General features: G+C 67.8%; 18 protein-coding genes and 1 pseudogene. 8 read left to right on the top strand and 11 right to left on the bottom strand.

Annotated elements, in window-relative coordinates; all coding sequences use genetic code 11:
- From ON38_RS01120 to ON38_RS01135, 4 genes and pseudogenes are all read left to right on the top strand, one after another.
- Positions 1-388, top strand: a pseudogene (locus tag ON38_RS01120) (DNA polymerase III subunit gamma/tau); the annotation flags it as partial.
- A 297-nt stretch (positions 389-685) separates the two neighbouring features.
- Entirely contained in the window at positions 686-1,897 is a 1,212-nt protein-coding gene (locus ON38_RS01125) for an acetyl-CoA C-acetyltransferase (RefSeq protein ID WP_039821634.1), read from the top strand.
- 40 nt (positions 1,898-1,937) lie between these two features.
- Positions 1,938-4,088, top strand: a complete 2,151-nt coding sequence (locus ON38_RS01130) for a 3-hydroxyacyl-CoA dehydrogenase NAD-binding domain-containing protein (RefSeq protein ID WP_039821635.1) — start codon at positions 1,938-1,940, stop codon at positions 4,086-4,088.
- 694 nt (positions 4,089-4,782) lie between these two features.
- Positions 4,783-8,442, top strand: coding sequence for a protein kinase domain-containing protein (locus ON38_RS01135; RefSeq protein ID WP_039821651.1), 3,660 nt, complete (start codon positions 4,783-4,785; stop codon positions 8,440-8,442).
- Positions 8,443-8,450: 8 nt separating this feature from the next.
- Here ON38_RS01135 and ON38_RS01140 read toward each other — a convergent pair whose 3' ends face one another.
- Both ON38_RS01140 and ON38_RS01145 read right to left on the bottom strand, forming a co-directional pair.
- Positions 8,451-9,767, bottom strand: coding sequence for a class I SAM-dependent methyltransferase (locus ON38_RS01140; RefSeq protein ID WP_039821636.1), 1,317 nt, complete (start codon positions 9,765-9,767; stop codon positions 8,451-8,453).
- Entirely contained in the window at positions 9,764-11,200 is a 1,437-nt protein-coding gene (locus tag ON38_RS01145) for an FAD-binding oxidoreductase (protein WP_051164246.1), read from the bottom strand. The genes ON38_RS01140 and ON38_RS01145 overlap by 4 nt, the downstream gene beginning before the upstream one ends.
- A gap of 625 nt (positions 11,201-11,825) precedes the next feature.
- On the opposite strand from ON38_RS01145, the gene ON38_RS01150 reads away from it, so the two are divergent.
- Positions 11,826-12,260: an SRPBCC family protein gene (locus ON38_RS01150; RefSeq protein WP_039821637.1), complete on the top strand. Its 435-nt coding sequence runs from the start codon at positions 11,826-11,828 to the stop codon at positions 12,258-12,260.
- 103 nt (positions 12,261-12,363) lie between these two features.
- Here the strand turns inward: ON38_RS01150 and ON38_RS01155 are convergent, their stop codons facing one another.
- Both ON38_RS01155 and ON38_RS01160 read right to left on the bottom strand, forming a co-directional pair.
- Positions 12,364-12,717 carry a VOC family protein gene (locus ON38_RS01155; protein ID WP_039821638.1) on the bottom strand — a complete coding sequence of 118 codons (354 nt, stop codon included), beginning with the start codon at positions 12,715-12,717 and terminating at the stop codon, positions 12,364-12,366.
- Positions 12,718-12,783: 66 nt separating this feature from the next.
- Positions 12,784-13,332 (bottom strand): hypothetical protein, encoded by a 549-nt coding sequence (locus tag ON38_RS01160; protein ID WP_245563840.1) that lies wholly within the window; start codon positions 13,330-13,332, stop codon positions 12,784-12,786.
- Between the two features lie 141 nt (positions 13,333-13,473).
- On the opposite strand from ON38_RS01160, the gene ON38_RS01165 reads away from it, so the two are divergent.
- Together ON38_RS01165 and recR are read left to right on the top strand one after the other, a co-directional pair.
- The gene (locus ON38_RS01165; protein ID WP_039821639.1) at positions 13,474-13,800 is read left to right on the top strand and encodes a YbaB/EbfC family nucleoid-associated protein; all 327 of its coding nucleotides are present in this window, start codon (positions 13,474-13,476) and stop codon (positions 13,798-13,800) included.
- A gap of 18 nt (positions 13,801-13,818) precedes the next feature.
- A complete protein-coding gene (recR, locus tag ON38_RS01170; protein WP_039821641.1) occupies positions 13,819-14,427 on the top strand; it encodes a recombination mediator RecR in 609 nt (202 codons plus the stop codon).
- Between the two features lie 27 nt (positions 14,428-14,454).
- Here recR and ON38_RS01175 read toward each other — a convergent pair whose 3' ends face one another.
- The 6 genes from ON38_RS01175 to ON38_RS01200 all read right to left on the bottom strand — a co-directional run bounded on the left by ON38_RS01175 (position 14,455) and on the right by ON38_RS01200 (position 21,808).
- Entirely contained in the window at positions 14,455-15,099 is a 645-nt protein-coding gene (locus tag ON38_RS01175; RefSeq protein WP_039821642.1) for a hypothetical protein, read from the bottom strand.
- Between the two features lie 119 nt (positions 15,100-15,218).
- Positions 15,219-15,929, bottom strand: a complete 711-nt coding sequence (locus ON38_RS01180; RefSeq protein ID WP_039821643.1) for a type 1 glutamine amidotransferase — start codon at positions 15,927-15,929, stop codon at positions 15,219-15,221.
- Entirely contained in the window at positions 15,926-17,164 is a 1,239-nt protein-coding gene (locus ON38_RS01185; RefSeq protein ID WP_083872086.1) for a Mur ligase family protein, read from the bottom strand. The genes ON38_RS01180 and ON38_RS01185 overlap by 4 nt, the downstream gene beginning before the upstream one ends.
- A 221-nt stretch (positions 17,165-17,385) precedes the next feature.
- Positions 17,386-18,648, bottom strand: a complete 1,263-nt coding sequence (locus tag ON38_RS01190; RefSeq protein ID WP_157181630.1) for a hypothetical protein — start codon at positions 18,646-18,648, stop codon at positions 17,386-17,388.
- A 272-nt stretch (positions 18,649-18,920) separates the two neighbouring features.
- Positions 18,921-20,672 carry a hydroxysqualene dehydroxylase gene (locus tag ON38_RS01195; RefSeq protein ID WP_245563841.1) on the bottom strand — a complete coding sequence of 584 codons (1,752 nt, stop codon included), beginning with the start codon at positions 20,670-20,672 and terminating at the stop codon, positions 18,921-18,923.
- 167 nt (positions 20,673-20,839) lie between these two features.
- Positions 20,840-21,808 carry an EamA family transporter gene (locus tag ON38_RS01200; RefSeq protein WP_083872090.1) on the bottom strand — a complete coding sequence of 323 codons (969 nt, stop codon included), beginning with the start codon at positions 21,806-21,808 and terminating at the stop codon, positions 20,840-20,842.
- Positions 21,809-21,880: 72 nt separating this feature from the next.
- Between ON38_RS01200 and ON38_RS01205 the strand changes: the two genes are divergently transcribed.
- The gene (locus ON38_RS01205; RefSeq protein ID WP_039821648.1) at positions 21,881-22,819 is read left to right on the top strand and encodes a LysR family transcriptional regulator; all 939 of its coding nucleotides are present in this window, start codon (positions 21,881-21,883) and stop codon (positions 22,817-22,819) included.
- Here the strand turns inward: ON38_RS01205 and ON38_RS01210 are convergent.
- Positions 22,813-24,299 (bottom strand): MinD/ParA family ATP-binding protein (locus ON38_RS01210; RefSeq protein WP_083872091.1); only part of this gene is annotated, 1,487 nt, incomplete at its 5' end. The genes ON38_RS01205 and ON38_RS01210 overlap by 7 nt on opposite strands.

Consider the following 24,299-nt stretch of genomic DNA (forward strand, 5'->3'; position numbering starts at 1 on the left):
CGACAGCACCGATCCGGCGCCCACCGCTGCGGCCGGTACCGGGCAGGCGAGCGGTGCGCGCCCGGGCGCGGGTACCCGGGCCGGTGGTGGTGATCCGGCTCGCCGGCCGCGGTTCTCCCGGCCGAGCCAGGCCAAGTCCGGAGCCGCCGCGGCGGCAACGGCGAGTCCCTACGACGACATTCCGCCCCCGGATTATCCGGACCTGCCCGACGACCCGGGTGATCACGGTTACACACCGCACAGCGTGCCCGCCTCCACTCCGGAGGAGGAGCAGGAGATGCTGGCGGAGTCGGCACAGCCGGTCGCGCCGGGCGATCGGCGCGACCCGGACGAGGTCGCGCTGCGGCTCCTGGCCAGTGAGCTGGGCGCCACCCCGTTGAACGGTTGACAAGCACCGGCTCGACCACGTTAAGTTAACCGGAGTTCGCATCCGGCGGTACTATGGGCGGGTAGCTGCGGACTTCGGCGAGACGAGGTTCTATGGTGGGCCGTGAGGTACGGGCTGCTCGGTACCGCCTCGGTTACCCGTGCCGTGGTTTGTACAGCGTATGCCCGCGCGGGTGACCAGCCCGTCAGCGCTGCTCAACTGAATACGGACGGTCGGTCGAACGGCCGGTCGGCGAGGTAACTCGCGTCCGCTCCGCCTGGTGCGGGTGGGCGTATTCCTACGAAGGGACATTCCGATATGACCACAGAGGCCTACATTTACGAGGCCATCCGCACCCCGCGCGGCCGCAACAAGAAGGGGTCGCTGCATTCGGTCAAGCCGATCGACCTGACCACCGGCCTGGTGCAGGAGCTGCGCAACCGCTTCCCGAACCTCGACGAGGACCGGATCTCCGACCTCATCCTCGGTGTCGTCTCCCCGGTCGGTGACCAGGGCTCCGATATCGCCCGCACCACCGTGCTGACCTCCGGCCTGCCGCAGACCGTCGGCGGTGTGCAGATCAACCGCTTCTGTGCCTCCGGCCTGGAAGCCGTGAACATGGCCGCGCAGAAGGTGCGCTCGGGTTTCGAGGACCTGGTCCTGGCCGGCGGTGTCGAGTCCATGTCCCGCGTGCCCATGGGCTCCGACGGTGGCGCCTGGATGCTCGATCCGGCCACCAACTACGACACCTACGTCGTACCGCAGGGCATCAGCGCCGACCTCATCGCCAGCATCGAGGGCTTCTCCCGGGAAGACGTCGACGCCTACGCGGTGCGCTCGCAGGATCTGGCCGCCAAGGCCACCACCGGCGGCTACTTCGCCAAGTCGATCGTCCCGGTCAAGGACATCAACGGCCTGACCGTGCTGGACCACGACGAGCACATGCGGCCCGGCACCACCCTGGAGGATCTGGCCAAGCTGAACCCGTCCTTCGCCGGTATCGGTGAAATGGGCGGCTTCGACGCGGTGGCGCTGCAGAAGTACCACTTCGTGGAGAAGATCGACCACGTCCACCACGGTGGCAACAGCTCCGGCATCGTCGACGGTGCCGCGCTCGTGCTGGTCGGCACCGAAGAGGCCGGTCAGGCCTCGGGCCTGACCCCGCGCGCCCGTATCGTCGCCACCGCCACCAGCGGTGCGGACAGCACCATCATGCTCACCGGCCCCACCCCGGCCTCGCAGAAGGTGCTGGCCAAGGCCGGGCTGACCGTCGACGACATCGACCTGTTCGAGATCAACGAAGCCTTCGCCTCGGTGGTGCTGAAGTTCCAGAAGGATCTGCAGATCCCGGACGAGAAGCTCAATGTCAACGGTGGCGCCATCGCCATGGGCCACCCGCTCGGCGCCACCGGCGCCATGATCACCGGCACCATGGTCGACGAGCTGGAGCGTCGTAACGCCCGCTACGCCCTGATCACGCTGTGCATCGGCGGCGGCATGGGTGTGGCCACCATCATCGAGCGCGTCTGACGCCCCCGACCCCTTATCTTCCCGAGGAGACAGAAAAACCGTGAGCGAAGCCAACATGATCGGTTGGGAGAAGGATTCGGACGGCATCGTCGTGCTGACGATGGACGACCCGAACCAGGGCGCCAACACCATGAACGACCTCTACAAGAAGTCGATGACCGCGACGGTCGATCGGCTCGAGGCCGAGAAGGACGACATCACCGGTGTCGTGCTGACCTCCGCGAAGAAGACCTTCTTCGCCGGCGGTGACCTGAAGAACATGATGCAGGTCGGACCGGACAACGGGCCCGAACTGATGGCCGAACTGACCGAGATCAAGTCGGCTCTGCGCCGCCTGGAGACCCTCGGCAAGCCGGTCGTGGCCGCCATCAACGGCGCCGCGCTCGGCGGCGGCCTGGAGATCGCGCTCGCGACCCACCACCGGATCGCCGCCGATGTCCCCGGCTCCCAGATCGGCCTGCCCGAGGCCACCCTGGGTCTGCTGCCCGCCGGGGGCGGCATCATCCGCACCGTGCGCATGCTCGGCCTGCAGAACGCGCTCATGGGCGTGCTGCTGCAGGGCCAGCGCAACAAGCCGGCCAAGGCCAAGGAGATCGGCCTGGTCGACGAGCTGGTCGGCTCGATCGAGGAACTGGTACCCGCCGCCAAGGCGTGGATCAAGGCCAACCCCGAGGGCGGCGTCCAGCCGTGGGACAAGAAGGGTTTCAAGATCCCCGGCGGCACCCCCGCCAGCCCGTCCTTCGCCGCGACCCTGCCGGCCTTCCCGGCCAACCTGCGCAAGCAGCTCAAGGGCGCCAATATGCCGGCTCCGCGCGCCATCATGGCCGCGGCCGTCGAAGGCTCGCAGGTCGACATCGACAACGCGTCGCTGATCGAATCGCGTTACTTCGTGCACCTGCTCACCGGGCCGGTCGCCAAGAACATGATCCAGGCGTTCTTCTTCGACCTGCAGACCATCAACAACGGTGGTTCGCGCCCGAAGGATGTGCCGAAGAAGGAGATCAAGAAGGTCGGCGTGCTCGGCGCGGGCATGATGGGCGCGGGTATCGCCTACGTATCGGCCAAGGCCGGCTACGAGGTCGTGCTCAAGGACGTCACCATCGAGGCGGCCGAGCGCGGCAAGGGCTACTCGGAGAAGATCGAGGCCAAGGCGCTGTCCCGGGGCAAGACCACCGAGGAGAAGTCCAAGGCCCTGCTCGACCGGATCAAGCCGACCGCCGATGTGGCCGACTTCGCCGGTGTCGACTTCGTGATCGAAGCCGTCTTCGAGAGCACCGAGCTCAAGCACAAGGTCTTCCAGGAGATCGAGGACATCGTCACCCCCGACGCGCTGCTCGGCTCCAACACCTCGACCCTGCCGATCACCGGCCTGGCCGAGGGCGTGAAGCGCCAGGAAGACTTCATCGGCATCCACTTCTTCTCGCCGGTCGACAAGATGCCGCTGGTGGAGATCATCAAGGGGGAGCGGACCTCCGACGAGGCCCTGGCCCGGGTGTTCGACTACACCCTCGCCATCAAGAAGACCCCGATCGTGGTCAACGACAGCCGCGGCTTCTTCACCTCCCGCGTGATCGGCACCTTCGTCAACGAGGCGATCGCCATGCTGGGCGAGGGCATCGAGCCCGCGACCATCGAGCAGGCCGGTTCGCAGGCGGGCTACCCGGCACCGCCGCTGCAGCTGACCGACGAGCTCAACATGAAGCTCATGCAGAAGATCGCCCGGGAAACCGAAGCGGCCGCCAAGGCGGGCGACGCCGCCATGGGCACCGAACGGCACCCGGCCATCGACGTAGTCGACTACATGGTGGAGCAGGGGCGCCCGGGTCGCCTGGAGAAGGCCGGCTTCTACGAGTACGACGAGAACGGCAAGCGGCTCAACATCTGGCCGCAGCTGCGCGAGCACTTCAAGACCACCGCCGGTTTCGACGTGCCGCTGCAGGACCTGATCGACCGCATGCTGTTCGCCGAGGCCATCGAAACCCAGAAGTGTTTCGACGAAGGTGTTCTGGAGTCCACCGCGGACGCCAATATCGGCTCCATCTTCGGTATCGGGTTCCCGGCCTGGACCGGTGGTGTGCACCAGTTCATCGTCGGCTACCCCGGCGGCCAGGAAGCCTTCGTGGCCCGCGCCGACGAACTGGCGAAGAAGTACGGCAAGCGCTTCGAGGTTCCCGCTTCACTGCGTAAGTAGTTGGGCTGCCGCCGGCCCGGCGAGACCGGCCGGACCCCACCGCCCGCCCCACCGCACGGTGGGGCGGGGCGGTGTTTTTGGCGGCGCCTTCGGCGCCTCAACCCTTTGAGGCGTCGCGTAGAGCTCGGCACTTGCGATTGCGCGGGGGCGGTCGGCGGGGTCACGGACTTCGAGGCGTGTGTTATGGCATCGGAACGAACCCGGAATGTGATCGGGCAGGGCGGTGTGGACAGCCGGAAAGCTGTGGATACCTTGGGATGATCACGAGGGTTCCGCCCAGGTGGCGTCGGCGGGTCGCGGGACGGGACCGCTCTTTGCGCGGTCGCGCATCGCTTGCCCGGGGCCGGATGAACGTGGATCCGTGCCTGCTAACAGGACACGCGTGCCCGACGAAAACACCCATAGAGGTATCGGGCGCGCTACGTTGGAGGTGAGGACCGGAACGGCCGGCGCGGCGGGATTCGCCGCCGCAGCCGATTCGTTACGAGTGCGAGGTGGTGAGATGACTCCACGAACGCGTTCGGGCCCCGGGGGCCGCGAATCGGATAGCGCCTACGCCGCTCCCGACGCCGCCGGTCCGGCGGATACCGCTGTCCCCGAGAATCCCGTGGTGTCACGGGATGCCGAATCCGCCGAGCCCGACGCCGAATCGGCGGATCACGGTGCCGCGCGCAGTGTGACGCCCGAGCCCACCATGGGTGTCGCCGCTCCCGCGGAGGCCGACCCACAGGAAGCGGAACGGACCGCCGAGGAACTGGCGGCTCTGGGGTTCACCGAAGCGCAGGAGATCGGCCGGGGCGGCTTCGGGGTGGTGTATCGGTGCGTGCAGCGGGTCCTGGACCGTGTGGTCGCGGTGAAGGTGCTCTCCTCCGATCTCGACCCCGAGAGCCGGGAACGGTTCCTGCGTGAGGAACACGCCATGGGCCGGCTGTCGGGGCATCCCAATATCGTCGACATCCTGCAGGTCGATGTGACCGCCAGCGGACTGCCGTTCATTGTGATGCCATTTGCCACGCACGGGTCGCTGGAACGGCTCATCCATGAAACGGGCCCGCTGAGCTGGGCCGATACCCTGCGGGTCGGGGTGAAACTGGCCGGCGCCATCGAAAGCGCGCATCGCACGCGGATTCTGCACCGGGATGTGAAACCGGCCAATGTGCTGCTCAGCTCCTACGGTGAGCCGCAGCTCACCGATTTCGGGATCGCCCGGATGCCGGGGGGTTTCCGGACGTCCAGCAGCCAGATCACCGGTTCGCCCGCGTTCACCGCCCCCGAAGTGCTCAAGGGCGCCGATCCCACCGTCCGCTCCGATGTGTACGGGCTCGGCGCCACCCTGTTCGCCCTGCTCACCGGCCATGCCGCGTTCGAGAGGCAGGCGGGGGAGCGGGTGGTCGCGCAATTCCTCCGCATCACCACCCAGCCGGTACCGGATCTACGCGAGCAGGACATCCCCGCCGATGTGGCGGCGGTGATCGAACAGGCCATGGCCCAGGAACCGGAGGAACGACCGGCATCGGCCTACGAGTTCGGCGAGATGCTGCGAGCGGTACAGATCGCGCACGACCAGGTGCCCGACGAGATGGCGCTGCTGGACCCCGAGGTCACGGCGGTCGACGCCGTGCCGCCCGCCCACGACCGGGCGCCCGCGGTGACCGCGCGGCGCAGTTGGCCGCTGCTGCCGCCGACTCTCGCGGGCCGCAGGGAAACGGACGCCGCCGCGCCGAGCTCGCTCGGTGCCCCCGGTACGCGTAAGCGCGGGCTCGGAGCGGGTCCGCACAGCAGTGCATCCGGTCGTCTCGGTACTTCCGCGCCGGAACATTCGCCGTCCACGCTGCCGCCGAGCCCGGCCACGAAGTTCCGCCCGCCCACGCCGCCCCGGGAACCGGTGCGCCGGCCGCGGTTGCTGGACATCCTGCGTGAGGGGGTCGGCCGCCGGCTCACCGTGATCCACGCGCCCGCCGGTTTCGGTAAGAGCGTCCTGGCCGCGCAGTGGCGCGACGAACTCGCCGCACTCGATCTCCCGGTCGCCTGGATAGGTATCGACAGCCGTGACGACAACGAGGTCTGGTTCCTGGCCCATCTGATCGAGGCCGTGAACCGGGTCCGGCCCGAGATCGGTACCGGGCTGTGTCAGATGCTCGAGGAGCGCCCCGCCGATACCGTCGCGTTCGCGATATCGAGCCTGATCGACGAACTGCATACCAGCGGGAAACCGGTGGTCGTGATCATCGACGACTGGCACCGGCTCACCGATCCGGGCGCCTTGCGGGTGTTGTCGGCACTGCTGGACAGCGGCTGTCATCATCTGCGCTTCGTGGTGACCAGCCGTGACCCCTCCGACCTGCCGATGGGCCGGATGCGGATGAACGACGAGCTGGTGCAGATAGATTCCGACCAACTACGCCTGACCCGCGCCGAGGTCGGCGAGATACTGGTGCGGCGCAACGGGTTCGCCCTCGATTCCGGCCAGCTCGACCGGGTGTATGCCGGCACCGACGGCTGGCCCGCCGCGATCCAGCTGATCGGCCTGGCGCTGCGGGACGACCCGGACCCCGCGGAACTGCTGAACCGGATGTCCGAAGGTGGGCACGGTATCCGCGAGTACCTCGCCGAGAACGTGCTGGACACCCTGGAACCGGAGATGCTGGACTTCCTGTCCGATCTCGCCGTGGTCGAGCACGCGAACGGGTCCTTGGCCAGTGCGGTCACCGACAGCGACGAGGCCCCGCGCCTGCTCGAGCAGGCCGAGCGGCGGGAACTGTTCGTGCGCCGTACCGATGAGGACCCCGAGTGGTATCGGATGCAGCCGCTGTTCGCCGAATACCTGCGGGCCCGGCTGGAACGGACCCGGCCGGGCCGGGTGAAGACGCTGCACCGGCGGGCCGCGCGCTGGTTCGCCGAACGCCAGCTGTTGCGCCGGGCGGTGGACCATTCGCTGGCCGGTACCGACTTCAAAACCGCACTCGACCTGCTGGAGAGCGGCGGTATGGACCTGATCGACGGTTCGCGGGTGGCGACGCTGCTCGGGTCGGTCTCGAAGTTGCCGATGCAGCAGGTGGCTTCGCGGTCGAAGCTGCTGATGGCGGTGGCGCGCGCGAATGTGAACCTGCAGCAGTCCACCGCGGCGCGCTCGGCCCTGAACCGGCTGTCCAATGTGTTGTCCCGCAGCCCGGATGACGACACCGAGGTACGCACCCAGCGATGCCAGGCCGCGGTGCTCGCGGCCTCGGACGAGATCTCCCACGACCGCATCGCCGGGGTGCTCGACCAGGTCGCCGAATCGCTGAAGCATCCCGACGAGCTCCCGGCGTGGACGGTGGCGACGGCGGCGAATATCAGCGCCTACGTCCGGATCTGCGAATTCGACTATCCCGCGGCGGCGGCCATGCTGGAGTGGGCGCGGCCGTACCAGGAGCGGTCCCGCGAACCGCTCGGGGAGATCTTCGCGTGGTGCGGCCGTGGAATCATCGCCTACGAGCAACTCGACATCGCTGCCTCGCTGCGCGCCTACCGGCAGGCCTACCAGACGGCGCAGACCCGGTCCGGGCCACGCTCGCACGGTGCACGGGCCGTCGCCGGACTCCTCGGCGAACTGGAGTACCGGCGCGGCGATCTGCGCGCCGCCGAGGAGCTGTTCGACGAGAGCTACCAGCTGGTCGCGCGGATCGGCCCGATCGAATCACTCATCGCCACCATCGTGACCGGGGCCCGGGTGAAGGCGCTGCGCGGCGATCTCACCGCGGCGGCGGTGCGCCTGGCCGAGGGGTCGCGGATCGCGGCCGATCACCAGCTGTCCCGGCTGGCCGCTCATATCCGGGCCGAGCAGATCCGGCTGGGCATCGTGGCGCCGGGCCCTGGCGATCGGCCGGAAGCCGCGGACAGCACCGCGCGCGGCCTGGCGAAAGTCACCGGACGGGTTCGTGATTCCGGCTCTGCCGGCGCGCCGACCGTGCTGAACATCGAAGCCGGCGAGATCACCGTTATCCGGGCCCTGCTCGAGTCGGGAGACCGGCAGGAGCACGAGCGCGCGGCCCGGCATGCCCGGGCCCTGTACGGGCGCACCGGCGAACAGCGTCGACCCCGGGCTCAGCTCGATATGTCCTTGCTGCTCGCCGAATGCCTGGCCACCGCGGGCTGGGTCGGCGAATCGGCCGCCCTGCTCGCGCCGGCCGTCTCCACCTGCGCCGAACTCGGCTGGACCCGGCCGCTACTGGACGCCGGGCCCGCGGTACGCGAGATCCTGCGCGTGGTGCGCGACGACCTGCCGGTCACCACGCCGGACGGAACGGACACGGTCCGCACTCTGGGCGAGATCCGTGTCCCGATCCGCTTCCTCGACGAACTGCTCGGCTGAGCAGTCGGTTACGGCTGCCACCAGGGACGCAACGGTACTTCGGGGTGCCCGGAGGGCCCGAGTTTCACGCCGAGTACCTGGTGCAACTGGACCACATTGCGCTCGAAACCGAGCCGGCTACCGGCCATGTACAGACCCCACACCTTGGCGGTGCCCTCGCCGGCCTCGGCCACGCACGCATCCCAGTTGGCGACCAGGTTCTTGCACCACTCGGCGAGAGTCAACGCGTAGTGTTCGCGCAGATTCTCCTCGTGCAGTACCTCGAGGCCGACGTTCTGGATATCGCTGATGATGCGCCCGGAGCCGATGAGCTCCCCGTCGGGGAACACGTACCGGTCGATGAAATTGCCCGCCTTGGTGGTGCGGGTGTTGTCCGGCCGGGTGATGCAGTGGTTCAGGAACAGGCCACCTTCCCGCAGCTTGCTCTGGATGAACCGGAAATAGTACGGGTAGTTCTGGACACCGATGTGCTCGGTCAGCCCGATCGAGGACACCGCGTCGAAGTCGGTTTCGGTGACGTCGCGATAATCGGAATGGCGGACCTCGGCCAGCTCGCCGAGACCCTCCTCGGCGATCTTCTTCTGTGCCCAGGCGGCCTGTTCGGCCGAGAGCGTGGCACCGATGACCCGGACCCCGCGCTTGGCGGCGTAGCGGACCATGCCGCCCCAGCCGCAGCCGATATCGAGAAGGCGATCGCCTTCCTTCAACCGCAGTTTCTCGAAGACGAGCCGGTACTTGTTCTCCTGTGCCTGCTCCAGCGTCCAATCCCGCTCGCCGTAGCACGCGCAGGTGTAGGTCATCGACGGGCCGAGCACGTACTCGTAGAACGTATTCGAGACGTCGTAGTGGTGGTGGATGACCTCGGCGTCGCGGGCCTTGGAATGCCGCAACCCCTCCAGGGCGATCCGGCGCCAGCGCGGCAGCGTCTCCTGCGGCGGCGGCGGCACCGGGCGCAGCCGCTCCCAGCCCAGCGAGCGGGCGATCGCCACCAGCGACAGTGCCGACGGACGTTTGAATTTCAGGTCCGTCATGGCGGCGAGGATGGCGTACGGGTCGCCGGGGTGCACCCCGGCCGCGTCCATATCGCCGGATATGTAGGCGCGGGCCAGACCCAGATCACCCGGGGCGTTGGCGAGATAGTTGATTCCGCGCGGGTTGCGAATATCGAGTGTGAATTCGGAATCCACCGGCCCGGTGGTGCTGCCGTCGTAGGCGGTCAGCTTGATGGGAACATCGCCGTCGACCAAGGTCTCGACGACCTCGGCGATACTGAGCCGACTACCCAGGTCCGCGAAAGCATCGGATCTATCCTTGAATGTCGTCATCTGCGTTGCACCGCCTTCGAGTACAGATCCAGCAGACGCTGGCCGGGATCGTAGCGTTTCTTCAATGCTTTGTAACTTTCACCGCCGTAGAGGGCGGCAAATTCCTCGGGCTCGTAAAAGGAGTCCGAGTACAGGGATTTGTGTCCGTCGAATTCGGTGACGGTTTTCTCGATGGCACGGTTCGCCGCGCCATCCAACCGGCCGGGCGATTTGGGAACCGCCGACCAGAAGCCGATATTCACATAGGTGCGCCCGGGTCGCAGCGGGTACAGCGGCCAGGGGCGATCGCTGTCCGGGCTGCCGGAATCGCGCAGCCGTAGCGGGCACAACCAGATGGGTTCGATGGGGATCTCGCGCAGGAACCACTCCACGAAATCCGCGGTGCGCTCCACCGGGACCTCGATGTCCTGCACCACGCGTTCCTGCGGCGGCTGCCCTTTCCGCGCGGCCAGCTTGTCGCCGATGTTGTAGCGGTGGTCCAGCGCGACGAGTTTCCAGTAGAAGCTGCTGCGCCGGTAGCGTTTCGGCCAGAAGCGGCGGATCTTCGGGTTCTGTGTCCCGAAGGCGCGCGAGCACCAGAACCAGTCGGTGTCCCACCGCCAGAGATAGTCGTGGATGGTCAGCCGGTCGCGCTCGGGTGCCGGGCCGTCGTGCTGGATGGAGCGGTAGTAGATGTCCATGCCGGTGTAGTCGCTGACCGGGCCCGGCTCGTCGGTCTGCCGGCCCAGCGTCAGGTAGCTCTCCTCGGCACTGAATACCACCCCGTCCAGGTAGTCGACCCGTTCACCGTCGTAGCTGCGTTCCAGTACGACCCGGTCCAGGACCGATTCGAGTTCCCGCAGATCGCGGAATCGCAGATGGCGCAACTCGACATACGGCAGTACCGGTTCCAGCTCGATTTTCAGGCGGGTGGTGTAGCCGAGCGTGCCGTAGGAGTTCGGGAAACCGCGGAAGAGTTCGGCGTCCGGCCCGTCCGGGCCGATGGTGACGATCTCGCCGGCCCCGGTGAGCACCTCCATCTCCAGCACCGATTCGTGCGGGAGACCGTTGCGGAAGGAGGTCGATTCGATGCCGAGCCCGGTGACCGCACCACCCAGGGTGATGGTCTTGAGCTGCGGCACCACCAGCGGCGCCAGGCCGTAGGGCAGCGTGGCCGCCACCAGCTTCTCATAGGTCGTCATACCCGCGACGTCGGCCGTTCTCGTATCCGGATCGACCTCGATCACCCGGGTGAGACCCGAGACGTCCAGCCCCGGTGCCGTGTTCTTCGCCCGGGCGCGGAAGAGATTGGAAGTCTTCTTGGCCAGTCGCACGTCGGCGTCGGCCGGGATGGCACGATAGCTCGCGAGCAGGCGATCGACACCTGCCCGATATGCGGCGAACCCGGATTCATATGCGGCCGGACCGTGGCCGGCCTTCCCCAACAGACTCATTGCCACGTCTAGACGCTAGTCCTACTCGGTCTCGAGCGGCCACAGCGGGGGGATTGTCGGTGGCGAAATGTCACATATCCGTTGCACCGTGTTCGAAGAACTGTTCACCGGTATTGACCGCTATTCCTGAATTGTCGGTATTTTTGGCGCCGCCTGCGGCGGCGCGGGGTTGAGGCCCCCTTGGTCTCGCCGTTTCGGCCTCGAGACTTGCGCTTCGCGCGGGCGCTCTCGAGGCCGAAACGGCGAGACGGGCCTCAACCCTTTGAGGTGTCTCGTAAGACTCGACACATGGGGTTGCGTCGGCATTCGACGGCCGGGTCGGATGCCGACTCGACCGCCTGGCTGACCTGGTGTCTGCTCGCTTCCACGAGCAGGAGCCACCCTTTCGGTGCCGAGTTTTACGAGGCCCTGAAAAGGTCGAGGCCCGTCTCCCCTTGGCCGAAGGTGCTCAATGGTCGCACTCTAATGGACGGCCCACCGCACATCGCAAGTCTCGAGGCCTGAACGGCGGGACCGAGGGGGCCTCGACCCCGCGCGCCGAAGGCGCGCCAAAAAGACACAGCCCCACCGGCGGCGGGGCAGAGATACTGGGGTTGTCAGAACACATCCCGATAAGGAGTTCACCGTGGGACAGGTCAAAGCCGGCAGTTCGATCGAGGTCGCCGCAGACCCGCAGCGCGCGCTGGCGGCGGTCACCGATTACACGGAGGTGCGCCCGAAGATCCTGTCGGCGCACTACCGCGACTACAAGGTGGTCGAGGGTGGCCAGGGCGACGGCACCGTCGCCGAATGGACGTTGCAGGCCACCGAGAAACGAGTGCGCGATATCCGCGCGCAGGTCTCGGTCGCCGACAATGTCGTCACCGAGAAGGATGCCAATTCCTCGCTCGTCAACACCTGGACCGTCGTCCCGGCCGGAACCGGTTCGACGATCACCCTGGAGACCACCTGGCAGGGCGCCGGCGGGGTCAAGGGCATCTTCGAGGGCATTTTCGCCCCGCTGGGCCTGCGGAAGATCCAGGCCGAGGTGCTGGCCAACCTGAAGGGCGAACTCGCCTGATGCGGTAGCCCGTCCGGATCGGGCGGTCGCCGGGGCGGATCCGAGTTCCGCGCCCGGTGACCGCCCGATCCGGCTACCGTGGCGGCCATCCCGGCCGGAGCCGTCAGGGGAGGGCGGCGATATCGAAGAGATTGCCCTCGGGATCGGCGAGTGTCGTCCACTTCATCCCGGCTTCGCCGAAGTCGCCGATGTGTTCCGCGCCCAGGGACAGCGCCCGCTGGATCTCGGCCGGCAGGTCGGTCGCCAGTAGATCCAGATGAATCGAGTTCTTGCCCGGCGTCCGATCGGGCACCTTCACGAACATGAGTGGCGGGGTCATACCCGTCGCGCGGCCTACGGTCGCGAAGAATTCGGTGGCTTCGGCGTCCACCGGATGGTCGAGCAGTTGCGCGTAGAAGTTCGCCAGTTCGGCGGCGTTGTCGCAGTCATAGGTGGTGCAGGCGATGGTCGGTGCCATGGTGCGGTCCTGTCCTCGAACGAGTTGGATTCCTGCATCATCGGTGGGCCCACCGACAATTCTTCCTCAAGCGAGGACGAACGACAGCAGGACCGGAGTCCGGGAGGTGCTACGCCACCAGGAATAACCGAGCCATACGCCGGGCACGACCTCCCGGATCTCGTCGTAGACCTGCGGCGTGACCGCGGGTGTGTAGTCGAGCACCCAGGTGGGTTCGCCGTCCTCGCGGGACGGGGCCAGGTAGACCTCGGCCGGCCAGCCCTCGATATCGGCGCCGGTGACCCGGTTGATCAACTTGCCCCCCTCGGGGCCGGTGTCGAAGGTTTTGCCGAGCCAGAACGTGGGCGCGATGGGCTCGACGACCGAGCTGGAGGTCACCCAGCCGTTCTTCTCCCCGGACGGTACCGCCCCGGCCTGCGCGGCCAGGTAGATCTCGGCGTGCTGCCGGGCGGTGCAGTGCGCACGTAAGGAGTCGATGGTGACCGCCGGTGCGGTGGGATCGATGACGCAGCCGTTGCCGTGGTCGATCACCTCGTGGGGGTCGGCTTCGGCGGTCGCCGCGCGGAACACGCCGGATACCATGATGAGCGCACCCAGCAAATATCCCTTGGACACAGTTTGCTCCAGTAACAATCGGCATTTCGGCACGGCGCGATCGCGCCGGCGAACTCGATCTTAGGGCGGCGTGGGTGGCGGCGGAATCGGCAGCCGAGGCGGTCTAGGCTGAATTGTGACCCGTCCGTAGAGAGGAATCCCGTGCAGCCCGATGGTCAGTTCGATATGCAGCAGTTGCTCCAGCAGGCCCAGCAGATGCAGGAGCAGGTGATGGCCGCGCAGGCCGAGATCGCCGCGGCCGAAGTGGACGGTCAGGCCGGTAACGGTCTGGTCCGGGTGACGATCAAGGCGACCGGTGAGGTGCAGTCGCTGACGATCGATCCCAAGGCGGTCGATCCCGAAGATGTGGAAACCTTGCAGGATCTGGTGATCGGCGCCGTCAACGACGCCATGGCCAATGCCCAGCAGCTGGCGGCCGAACGACTCGGGCCCCTGGCCGGCGGCGCACCGGGTCTGCCCGGCTTCTGATCGCGCCGGGGAATCGCGGTGTACGAGGGTCCGGTCCAGGATCTCATCGACGAACTGGGGAAACTCCCGGGCGTCGGTCCCAAGAGCGCGCAGCGGATCGCCTTTCATCTGTTGCAGGTGGAACCGCCCGAGCTCGACCGGTTGCAGGCGGTCTTGCAGAAGATCCGCGACGGTGTGCGGTTCTGTGCGCAGTGTGGCACGGTCGCCGACGGCGAGCTGTGCCGGATCTGCGCCGATCCGCGTCGCGACCGCAGCATGATCTGTGTGGTCGAGGAACCCAAGGATGTACCGGCGATCGAACGGACCCGGGAGTTCCGGGGCCGCTATCACGTGCTGGGCGGTGCGCTGGACCCGCTGAGCGGGGTGGGCCCCGAGCAGCTGCGGATCCGGGAACTGCTGACCCGCATCGGGAGCCAGGACGACGGGGTGGATGTCACCGAGGTGATCATCGCCACCGATCCGAACACCGAGGGTGAGGCGACCGCGACCTACCTGGTGCGGATGCTGCGCGATTTTCCCGGACTCACCGTCACCCGGCTCGCGTCCGGCCTGCCCATGGGCGGCGACCTGGAGTTCGCCGACGAACTGACCCTGGGCCGGGCGTTCTCGGGCCGCCGCGCGCTGTGAGGTCCGCCGCGACCGAGGTCGCGGCGGTTACAACTGCAGCGGCTCCCAGGTGAGCTCGTCGAGCCGGGTGCGATCGCCGCGCGCCCAGTCCCAGATGAGAGCGGCCACCGCATCCGGTCCGGAGATCTGCGTCACGAAATGCCGGTCGGACCCGCCGTCCCGATATTCCAGTGCGAAATCCTCGGCGGAATCCCGATAGGTCTGGATGTAGATCTCGGGGGCGCGTTCCACGATCAGGTACGGGTTGGGCTCGATGAGTTCGCGTACCCATATGGTGGCCAGAGCTTCGGTCAGATAGGGGAACTCCCCCGCCCCGCCGTGGGTCACCTTCACCGGGATATGCCCCGCGGGGTCGATCAACCAGACCAGCTGCGGATCGTAGATCGCGTAGTCCTGCGGGGTCGCCAGCTGGAACAGCAGCTCCCGGACGAATCCGATCGCGTCGTAGGGGCTGGACACGGGGAGTACGGCCCCGGTCGATGTTCCCTCCAACGGCGTGACGCTGAGGAAACCGTCCTCTTCGGGTAGCTCGGCATTGCGCGAGTCGAGTTCGGCCGCGATGGCCGCGATCTCCGCGGTCGCGGGCAGCCCCTGCTGAGCGGTGAGGTACGCGTCGACCTCCTCGGGAGTGGAAGCGACACCGGATGGCAACAGCACATGGTCGTAACTCACCCCGGCAGTGTATTCGCCGCCCCTGTGGCCCCGGCCGGGTAGAGGCACCCCCGGCAGAACATTCCGCGCTGGTCACCGGTTGGTGGCCCGGTGTGCGGCCGGGCCCCCGGTGACGCGCCTCAGGCGCGCAGGCGTTCGCGACGGAGCTGGTCGACCTCGGGCAGGTCCAGCGGGGGCAGGGAGTCCACGCCGAGAGCGCGACACAGCAGGTAGTCGGCGAGTTCGGGGTTTCGGGCCAGGGCGGGGCCGTGCATGTAGGTGCCCAGGACCGAGCCCTGCACCACGCCTTCGAGTCCGTCACCGACACCGTTACCGACACCCCGGGTCACCCGGGCGAGGCCGGTGGCGTCCGGGCCCAGGGTGGTGCCGCCGCGATGGTTCTCGAATCCGGTGAGAGGTGCGGACAGGCCGGTGATCAGCGGGTTCGTCGTCACTTCGCCGATCGCGCGGGTCTGCTGCGGGGAGGTGGTGGCGTCCAGCAGGCCGACGCCTTCCACCCGCTCGCCGCTCGAGGTCTCGTACCACCGGCCGAGGACCTGGATCGCCGCGCAGATCGCCAGCACCGGGGCGCCGCGCCCGGCCGCGTTCTGCAGTCCGGGGTAACGCAGGAGATGGCGGGTGGCCAGGCGCTGAGCGGAGTCCTCGGCGCCCCCGAGGGTGTAGATATCGAGCGAGTCCGGTACGGGGTCGGGCAGGGTGATCTCCACGATCTCGGCGTCGATCTCGCGCAGCCGCAGCCGCTGCCGCAGGACCAGCGCGTTGCCGCCGTCCCCGTAGGTGCCCATCACATCGGGCAGCACCAGGCCGATGCGTACGGTCGAATCACTCATCGGTTCCGCTCCTGGAGGTCACGGTTGAGATCGCGGAACGCGGTGTAGTTGGCGAGAACTTCGACCGGGCCCGCCGGGCAGGACGCGATGGCGCGTACCGGGTCGGCGACGGTGGTGTGGGCCACCCCGGCGTAGGTGAGGCGCACCGCGAGGTCGGTGGCGCGCTCCCCGGCCGCGACGACGTGGACATCCTCGAAATGCTCGAACCGCACATCCCACAGCCAGGAAAGGTCCTCGCCATCGGGGACCTGCCCGTTCACCGCGATCACCAGCCCCGAGGCGCTGTGGTCGATCATGGACAGCGCCTCCTGCCAGCCGGCCGGGTTCTTGGCCAGCAGCAGCCGGGCGGCGTGTTCACCGACCTGGACGGTGCGGTAGCGGCCCGCGATCTCCCGTACGGTGCCGGTGGCGGCGCAGGCCTGCTCCGTATCGGCGCCCAGGGCCACCGCCGCGGCCACCGCCTGCGCCGCGTTGCCCCGGTTCGCCCGGCCGGGCAGCGCCAGCCGCAGCGGCAGCCGGACGCCGTCGGGACCGCAGAGTTTGTCGCCGTCGAGCCACCAATCCGGCTGGGGCCGAGCGAAATCGGCACCGGTGCTGTACCAGTGGGTGCCCTCCCACAGGATCGGTTCCCCACTGCGCGGACAGCTGGTGGCGTCCATCGCCCAGCCGCCGCCGGCGGCGACCCACACCACATTCGGATGGTCGTAGGCGATGGAGGTGACCAGTACATCGTCGCAGTTGGCGATGACGACGGTGTCCGGATGCCGCGCCAGCCCCGAGCGCAGCCGGCGTTCGATCATATTGATCTCGCCGACCCGGTCCAGTTGGTCGCGGCTGAGGTTCAGCAGGACGACCGCCTCCGGTTTGAGGGCGTCGGTGACATGCGGAAGATGCAGTTCGTCCACTTCGATGGCGGCCAGCGCCGCATCCCGGTGGACATTGAGCGCCGAGACGATCCCGGCGTCCATATTGGCGCCGTCGGCCTGTGTGGCGACCTCGCCCAGCGTGCTCAGCGCCGCGGTGGTCATCCGGGTGGTGGTCGATTTGCCGTTGGTGCCGGTGATCAGCACGGTACGCCGCCCCCGGCCCAGCTGCTTCATGATCTGCGGGTCGATCTTCAGCGCGAGCAATCCGCCGATCATCGACCCGTTGCCACGGCCCGCCTTGCGGGAGGCCCATGCCGCCGCGCCGGCCACCCCGAGGGCCAGCCGCCCCCGCACCGATATCTCTGCCACGCCGCGCAGTCTAATGATCCTTCCGGCGCGCCCTCGCGTGGCGCGGTGGAGTTCACATCACGGTGACAGTGCGTCCGTGCCGACCTCGGGAATCGCCTCTGTGGTGGGTCCTGGTTCGGCGGTGAACGAGGGCAGTTCGTACGGTCGTTCCATCGTGTGAAACGAGTCCCGGCAGTTGGGTGTGTCCCTTCGACTCGCCGTAGGCGAAAGGACTGTCCCCGCTATGAGGGCGATTCGACCTCGGAGCCGCGGCCGGCCCGATTCTCGGATCGGGTGAGCATCTCTATCTCGGTACCGAGTTCTCTACGCCTTGCATAGGCCGAATCCAAGTGCGGATCCTCGCCCCGGGTGGCGCCGGTCGTTTCGTTGTAGACCTCGATCCGGTCGTCGATCCAGCGTCTCTGCGCCACCAATCGCTCCCGGGCGGCGGTGCGCTCTGCCAGGGTGCCCTCGCGCGCGATCGTCTCGTTGTTGAACACCCGCCATGGAACGCCCGATCCGTCGAGGGCGCGGCGAAGTTCGGGTGTCGGGTCCCGAGGCAGTAGTACGTGATCGATATCGTGCACACCCACCCCGCCGTGGATCTGGGCTTCCACGAAGTCCGAGGATGTGAACCACGGTGTCTGGTATTGCCGGTCCACAGTCAGGAGCGGGAACTCCGAGCGGTACAGGCCGCCGGGCTCGGGGCGGGAGCCGAGCGGCGGTTGTAGGGCGTTGAACGACTCGGGCTGGGGATTGAGCATATGTGACGGAAAGGTCGATTCCCGATAATTCCAGCTATCGCCCACGGTGAATGTGGTCCGTTGCGCAATGTCGGCCTTGAGGACCACCTGTATTTCGCCGTATGCGCTGAGCATATCGGAGCTGCCGATGCCCAGCGCCCACTTGGAATCTTCCAGTCTTTCCCACCAGCCGAGACCGTATGGCCCGGTCGACGCCACGTACTCGCCGTTCACCATTACATATCCGTATACCGGGCGTAAGTGGGCGGGCAACCTTTCCGGGTCATAACCCCACCAGGTCCGCTCCAGTTGAGCGCGTCCATCGTCTTTGGTGCCGCCGGCGGATTTCCCGGTCTCGAATCGAGTCTTGAAACGTCCGTCGTTCAGGACAGCGAGCAGGGTATCGGGCCTGACGCGTATCGCCACGGATTTCCCGGCGAGGAGCATTCTGAGGTCAGCGGTGATATCGGCGCGGAACCGCGTGGGGTCGAGCCCGCGCGCCGCCGCGATATCGTCGAGTCTGCGGTTTATGGCTGTCAGATGCCTGAGTGTCTCCAGTTCGTGCACGGAGAGGGCGGAGACGTCACGCCTCAGCTCGTTCCAGTAGACCGCCGGATCGGTCGCGCGGGGTATCGAGCCCTTGCATTCGAGTAGCTGGAACGCACGATCGATGGGTACTGGAAACTGTCTGATCTGATCGGCGGGCGGTAGATACCGACTCCAGATTCGTATGTGTGCCGGGTTGTCGACAGCGCCTGTCAAATACCTCAGATTGTCGGTTCTCGCGCCTGTGCTGTGCCGGTAGGCCGCTGCCTCGTGCTTGAAAGTCGCGACGAGATCATCGGAGGCGCGCCGGCAGATGTCTGCCAGCGTTCTGGCGATCATTCCGTATGCACTGCTCTCTGCAAGAAGCCCCGATGGTGGTCAGCGGACCGAGACCGACCGGCGGCCTCTGGTAAGGCCTGGATTGTAGTCGGGTCGCCGTGGCTCGCCCTCGCCGTCGTTCTCCATTTCGGGAAGTGGTATCGGGACCCTCAGAACTGGATATCGAAAGCGTTCGGTCGTCCGGCCGCGTACGCGTCGGCGTCGGCGCGGCGCAGGGGTTCCAGTTCCGGGGCTCGCCAGAGCGTGTAGGTCGGGCAGCGGGGGGCGTTCGAACCGGTGACCTCCAGCAGCGTGTTCACCGCCGCCCGGGCGGATTCGTTGGCGCCCTCCATGGTGGCCAGGTCGATGTTCGTCCGCACGTAATCACCTGCCAGGAAGAGGTTCTCGACACCGCCGTGCGGTTCGGGTCGCAGTTCCCACGAGCCCGCGGTGTTGATCAGCAACGGGTCGGCGTTCGCGTTCTCCGCGCGCTCGGCGTTCCAGGTGATTCCTGGGTCGAGGAACCAGGAGTGCAGGTCGGCGTCACCCAGCACCTGGTCGCGGTCGTTGAGGTGCGCGAGGATCTGCGCCCAGGTCTCCTTGGCGATCTCCTCGTGCGTACATTCCTTCGCGGTCTTGCCGAACAGGATGCCGGGGGTGTTCCAGTCGGAGATGTCCACCGACAGGCAGTCCAGGACCGTCCCGTCGCCGTACTGGTCCAGTTTGCGCGACCACAGTGCGTTCTGCGCGATGGAGGTGAGCGACCAGGGGGAGTCGATATAGGCGGCGTGGCCGCTGCCGAGTCCGGGCCGGTGGCGCAGGTAGAACTGGATACCGCTCATCCAGTCGGTGAACAGGCGGCTCATCGATGCCAGCTGTGGCCAGGCGGACAGGATGTCGGCGTTCCACAGGTCCCGGGCGCGTTCGGCGGGCAGGGCCATGATGAAGTGATCCGCTGTCACGGTCTCGGCCGCTCCGGATCCGGTGACGATCCGGGCGCCGGTGACGCGCCGGTCCCGGACCTCCAGTCCCCGCACTTCGGCGCCGACCTCGAACCGCACGCCCAGTTCGCGCAGCCGCGCGACCCAGGGGTCGATCCACGCGACATTGGTGGGGCCGTTGAGCACCCGGTCCAGGTCGCCGTCGTGGCCGATCTGCATCGGGTTGCCCAGGAACTGCTCACCCATCGACCCGATGGTGCGCACACTGGCCAGTTCGTCCTTGGCCGCGACCAGCAAGCTGGTGAGAGTGCGCGAGACCAGGGCCCGGAACTCGTGTGACCGTGCGTGGGCGCCCACGAAATCCGACCAGGCCGTGTGCTCCCACTGACCGAAGCGGCGCGCGTCGCAACTGGTGTTGAAGACCAGCAGCCGGTTGGCGAAGAACAAACCCTCGGCAGGTGTCATCTTCAGCGTGGTGGACAGGACCGAGGCCAGGCTTTCCCGCATCCCTTCGGGCGACGCGGTGTCCACGCGGCCGAAACCGAGGGGCGTGCGGATATCGTCGGCGTCGGCCCGGGCGAACCGGGCGTCGGGGACACCGACCAGGTTGTCCCATACTCCGTTCGCGTTCCCCTCGAACGGGATCCGCCGCATGGTATCGGGAATGTGCTGGTAGAAGCCGGGAAAGAAGCGGAAGCCGTGCTCGCCGGGCAGGTCCGGCCGGCCCTCGGTCCCGGTGCCCGGTACCGGCATGCTGCGTGCTTTGCCGCCGAGCGCGCGGCGTTCGTACACGGTCACCGCGAAGCCGCGTTCGGCGAGTTCGTGGGCCGCGGTGAGCCCGGCGACGCCGCCGCCCAGCACGGCGACTCGTGCGGTGGGCCGGGCCCGGGCGGTCGCGCCGGGTAGTGCGGCTACGGCCGCCGCCCCGATGCCCGCGGCCGCGGTGGCGCGGAGCACAGTTCGCCGGGTGTATGCGCCCACCCCGGCAGATCGACCTGGAACCTTCGCGGCACCCGACGCGGGCCACCGATGCTCTGCCATGTTGTCTGCTGCTGCCTTACCCGGGGTAGCCGACTCGATATCGCGCCCACTTTAAACGGGATCCGGCCGCGGCGGCGCACCGACCGCGCGATCGATGCGGCGGCGCCTCATCTCACGGCGGGTTCCAGTGTCCTGGCCGTACCGATTTCCGCCGTGGGCACGGCGGCCGTATCGCCGGCCGGCTCCGGTGGCGTCGTCTTACGGGCACCGGCTGTCGCCGCGAACGCTCCGGCGATCACGATCACTCCGCCGATCAGGCTCGCGGGTTCCGGTGTCTCGTCCAGGAAGATCCACGCGGCGGTGAACCCGACCACCGGCACGAGCAGCGACAGCGGCGCGACGCTGCCGGCGGGATACCGGCTCAGGAGGTAGGTCCACAGACCGGACCCGACGATCGTGCCGAGCACCACGATGTAGACCAGGCCGGCCAGTGCGGGCCAGCCGTCCGCCGAGAAGGTGCCGGCCAGTGCCCGGATACCGGTGGCCGGGCCTTCCCAGAGAATCGAGAGCGCGAACAGCGGTAGCACCGGTACGGCCGTGATCCACAGCGTGAGATGTAGTGGATTGGTGTCCGGCGCTTCCACCCCGGCCTGCCGTGCGCCGAGATTGCCCAGGGCCCAGCCGAGTCCGGCCGCCAGCGTGAGCAGCACCGGCAGCAGGGCGGCGTGCGCGAACTGGTTCCAGCCGATGACCGCCATTCCCGCCACCGCGACGGTGAGTTCGGCGATCTGTACCGGCCGCAGCCGTTCGCGTAGCAGCAGCGCCCCGAGCACCACGGTGAACGGTGCCGAGGATTGCAGGACCAGCGAGGCCAGGCCGGTGGGCATGCCCACCCGCATGGCGGTGAACAGGAACGCGAACTGCAGCATTCCGAAACCCGTGCCGTACAGCAGAAGCCAGCGCATCCGGACGGCGGGGCGCGGGATGAACAGCAGCGCCGGTATCGCGATCACCGCGAATCGCAGTGCGGCGAAGAAGAACGGCGGCAGGTGGTCGAGTCCAACTCGAATACCGAGGAAGTTGAGACCCCACAAGAGAATGACGGTCAGGGCGAGTGCGCGGTCACGGGAGGTCACCGAATAATCATGGGATGTATCAACCTGTGAGCACAAACGAATTGTTATGGATTGATGATTTAGTATCGCTTAATGGTTGGTGCGCATTCCTCACTCTCGGTGGAACGGCTCCGTATCCTGCGTGAATTCGCCGACCGCGGCACGATCGGCGCGGTCGCCGCCGCCCTGTCCATGACACCGTCGGCAGTGTCACAACAACTCAAGGTGCTGGCCAGGGAGGCGGGCGTCGCACTGCTCGAGCCGAGCGGCCGCCGGGTCCGCCTCACCGACGCCGGGCACGCTCTCGTGGTGCGGGCCGACGAGGTCCTCGCCGCACTGGAGCGCGCCGTCGCGGAGATGGCGCACTATCGCGGATCACCGCGCGGCCAGGTCCGGGTGGGGGTCTTCCCTTCCGGCGGTGCGCTGCTCCTGCCCCATGTACTTCCCGCGATGGCAGGTAGCGGGGTGGATATCGTGGCCGGTGACGAGGATGTGCCGCCGCACGAGACGCCCGGTCTGCTCGCCGACTACGACATCGTCCTGACCCACCGCGACGAACGTGCCGCCCCGGTTTCCGGACCGCGGGTGAGTTCCCGGGTGCTCATGCGCGAACCCATAGACGTCCTGGTGGCACCCGGCCATCCGCTGGCCGGAAAGGACGCGGTGGCGCCCGAGGAACTGGCCAAGGAGGCCTGGCTGAGCGTGCGCGGGGGTTTCCCGGTCGACGACGTGCTGCGATCGATCGCCACGGTGACCGGTGTGGAACCGCGAATCGTGCAGCGACTGAACGATTTTCGGATGATCGAGACCCTGGTCGGCGCCGGGTACGGTGTCGCGCTCATGCCCCGCTACGTCGTCACCCACCCGGGGCTGTCCCAGCTGAGACTGTCCGGGGTCCGGGCGGCCCGCCTCTACGACCTGGTCACCAGGCCGCGCGCCGAGAACCGTCCCGCGATAGCCGCGGTACTGGACTCGTTCGCGGCGGCGGCCCGGCGGGTCACCGCCGAACCGCCGCCCGCTGTCGATCAGTAGCGGTTGCCGTACGGGTAACCGTCCACATTGGCGAAATCGTCGGCGACCATCGCGGCGAGCTCCAGCAGGGCCTGCCTGGTCGGTTTGCTCACCAGTTCCAGATCTATTTCGGCACCCTCGGCGAGATGGTCGTCGAAGGGCACCACCTGGACCGCGCGAGTGCGGTCCAGGAACAGCCGGCGCAGATGGTCCAGGTTCACCGAGGTGGAACCGCGCCGGGACGCGTTGACCACCACCACGGTCTGCTGCACCAGATGCGAATAGCCGTGGTAATCCAGCCAGTCCAGGGTGGCCGAGGCGCTGCGGGCGCCGTCGATGGCAGGAGAGGTCACCAGGACCAGTGAACTCGCCATATCGAGCACCCCGGACATCGCCGAATGCATCAGCCCGGTACCGCAGTCGGTGAGGATGATGTTGTAGAACGACTGCAGGATCCCGATCGCGCGCCGGTAGTCGGCCTCGCTGAACGCTTCGGATACCGCCGGGTCCTGCTCGCTGGCCAGCACCTCCAGCCGGCTCGGTGACTGCGAGGTATGCGCCCGCACATCCGAGTAGCGGGTGATGTTCTGGTCCTCCAGCAGGTTGCGCACGGTCGAGCGGGTCTGGCGCGGTACCCGGTGGGCGAGGGTGCCCAGGTCGGGATTGGCGTCGATCGCGATCACCCGGTCGCCCCGCAACGACGCGAAGGTGGCCCCGAGGCCGACGGTGGTGGTGGTCTTGCCGACACCGCCCTTGAGCGAGAGGATCGCGATCCGGAAATCGCCGTAGACCGGCGCGTTCACCCGGCTCACCAGGTCACGGTGGACGACATCGGAGGCCGATTCACCCGGGTTGATCGCACCCCGCGACACCTTGTGTACCGCCCGCCGCCAACCGCTGCGCGGTGCCTTACGGGCGCGTTTCAGCAGGTTCAGGTCGTTGACCGAATTACCGAGCTGGCCCGGTTCGGGCATCTGGCGCGGCGCGAACTGCTGCTGCCCCGGCTGACCCTGTGGCCCCGGCCGGCCGGGCTGCTGGAACTGCTGCTGGGGCGGCTGCTGCGGGGCCGGCGGCCGGCCGGGATCGCCCCACGCGGGAGGCTGGAACTGCCCGGTCGGCGGATTGTGCGCGGCCGGGGGTGGGGGCTGGTACTGCGGCTGCGGTACGGGTGGCGGCGCGGCCGGCATCGGTGGCGGTGCCCAGCTGTAGATAGGGCCGCCCGGTTCGCTCTCCGGCGCGGGCACGGAACCCGGCTGCGGAGCGGACGGCGGTGCGTAGCCACCGGTGGGCTGGGGCGGGGGTGCGTACGGTTGCTGTTCCGGGTTCGGCTGACCCGGGAAGAAGTTCGGATCCTGTTGCGGATATTGCCCGGTCGGTGGACCGCCGACCGCGAAGGAGTCCGGCGGGTTCTGCCCCGGCCCACCGGCCTGGAACTGGCCGGGGTCGGGTTGTGGGAACTGGCCGCTGCCGTATTCGGTGTTCGGGGCCTGGAACTGGCCGG

The sequence above is a fragment of the Nocardia testacea NBRC 100365 genome, from assembly GCF_000308775.1.
GTDB lineage: Bacteria > Actinomycetota > Actinomycetes > Mycobacteriales > Mycobacteriaceae > Nocardia > Nocardia testacea.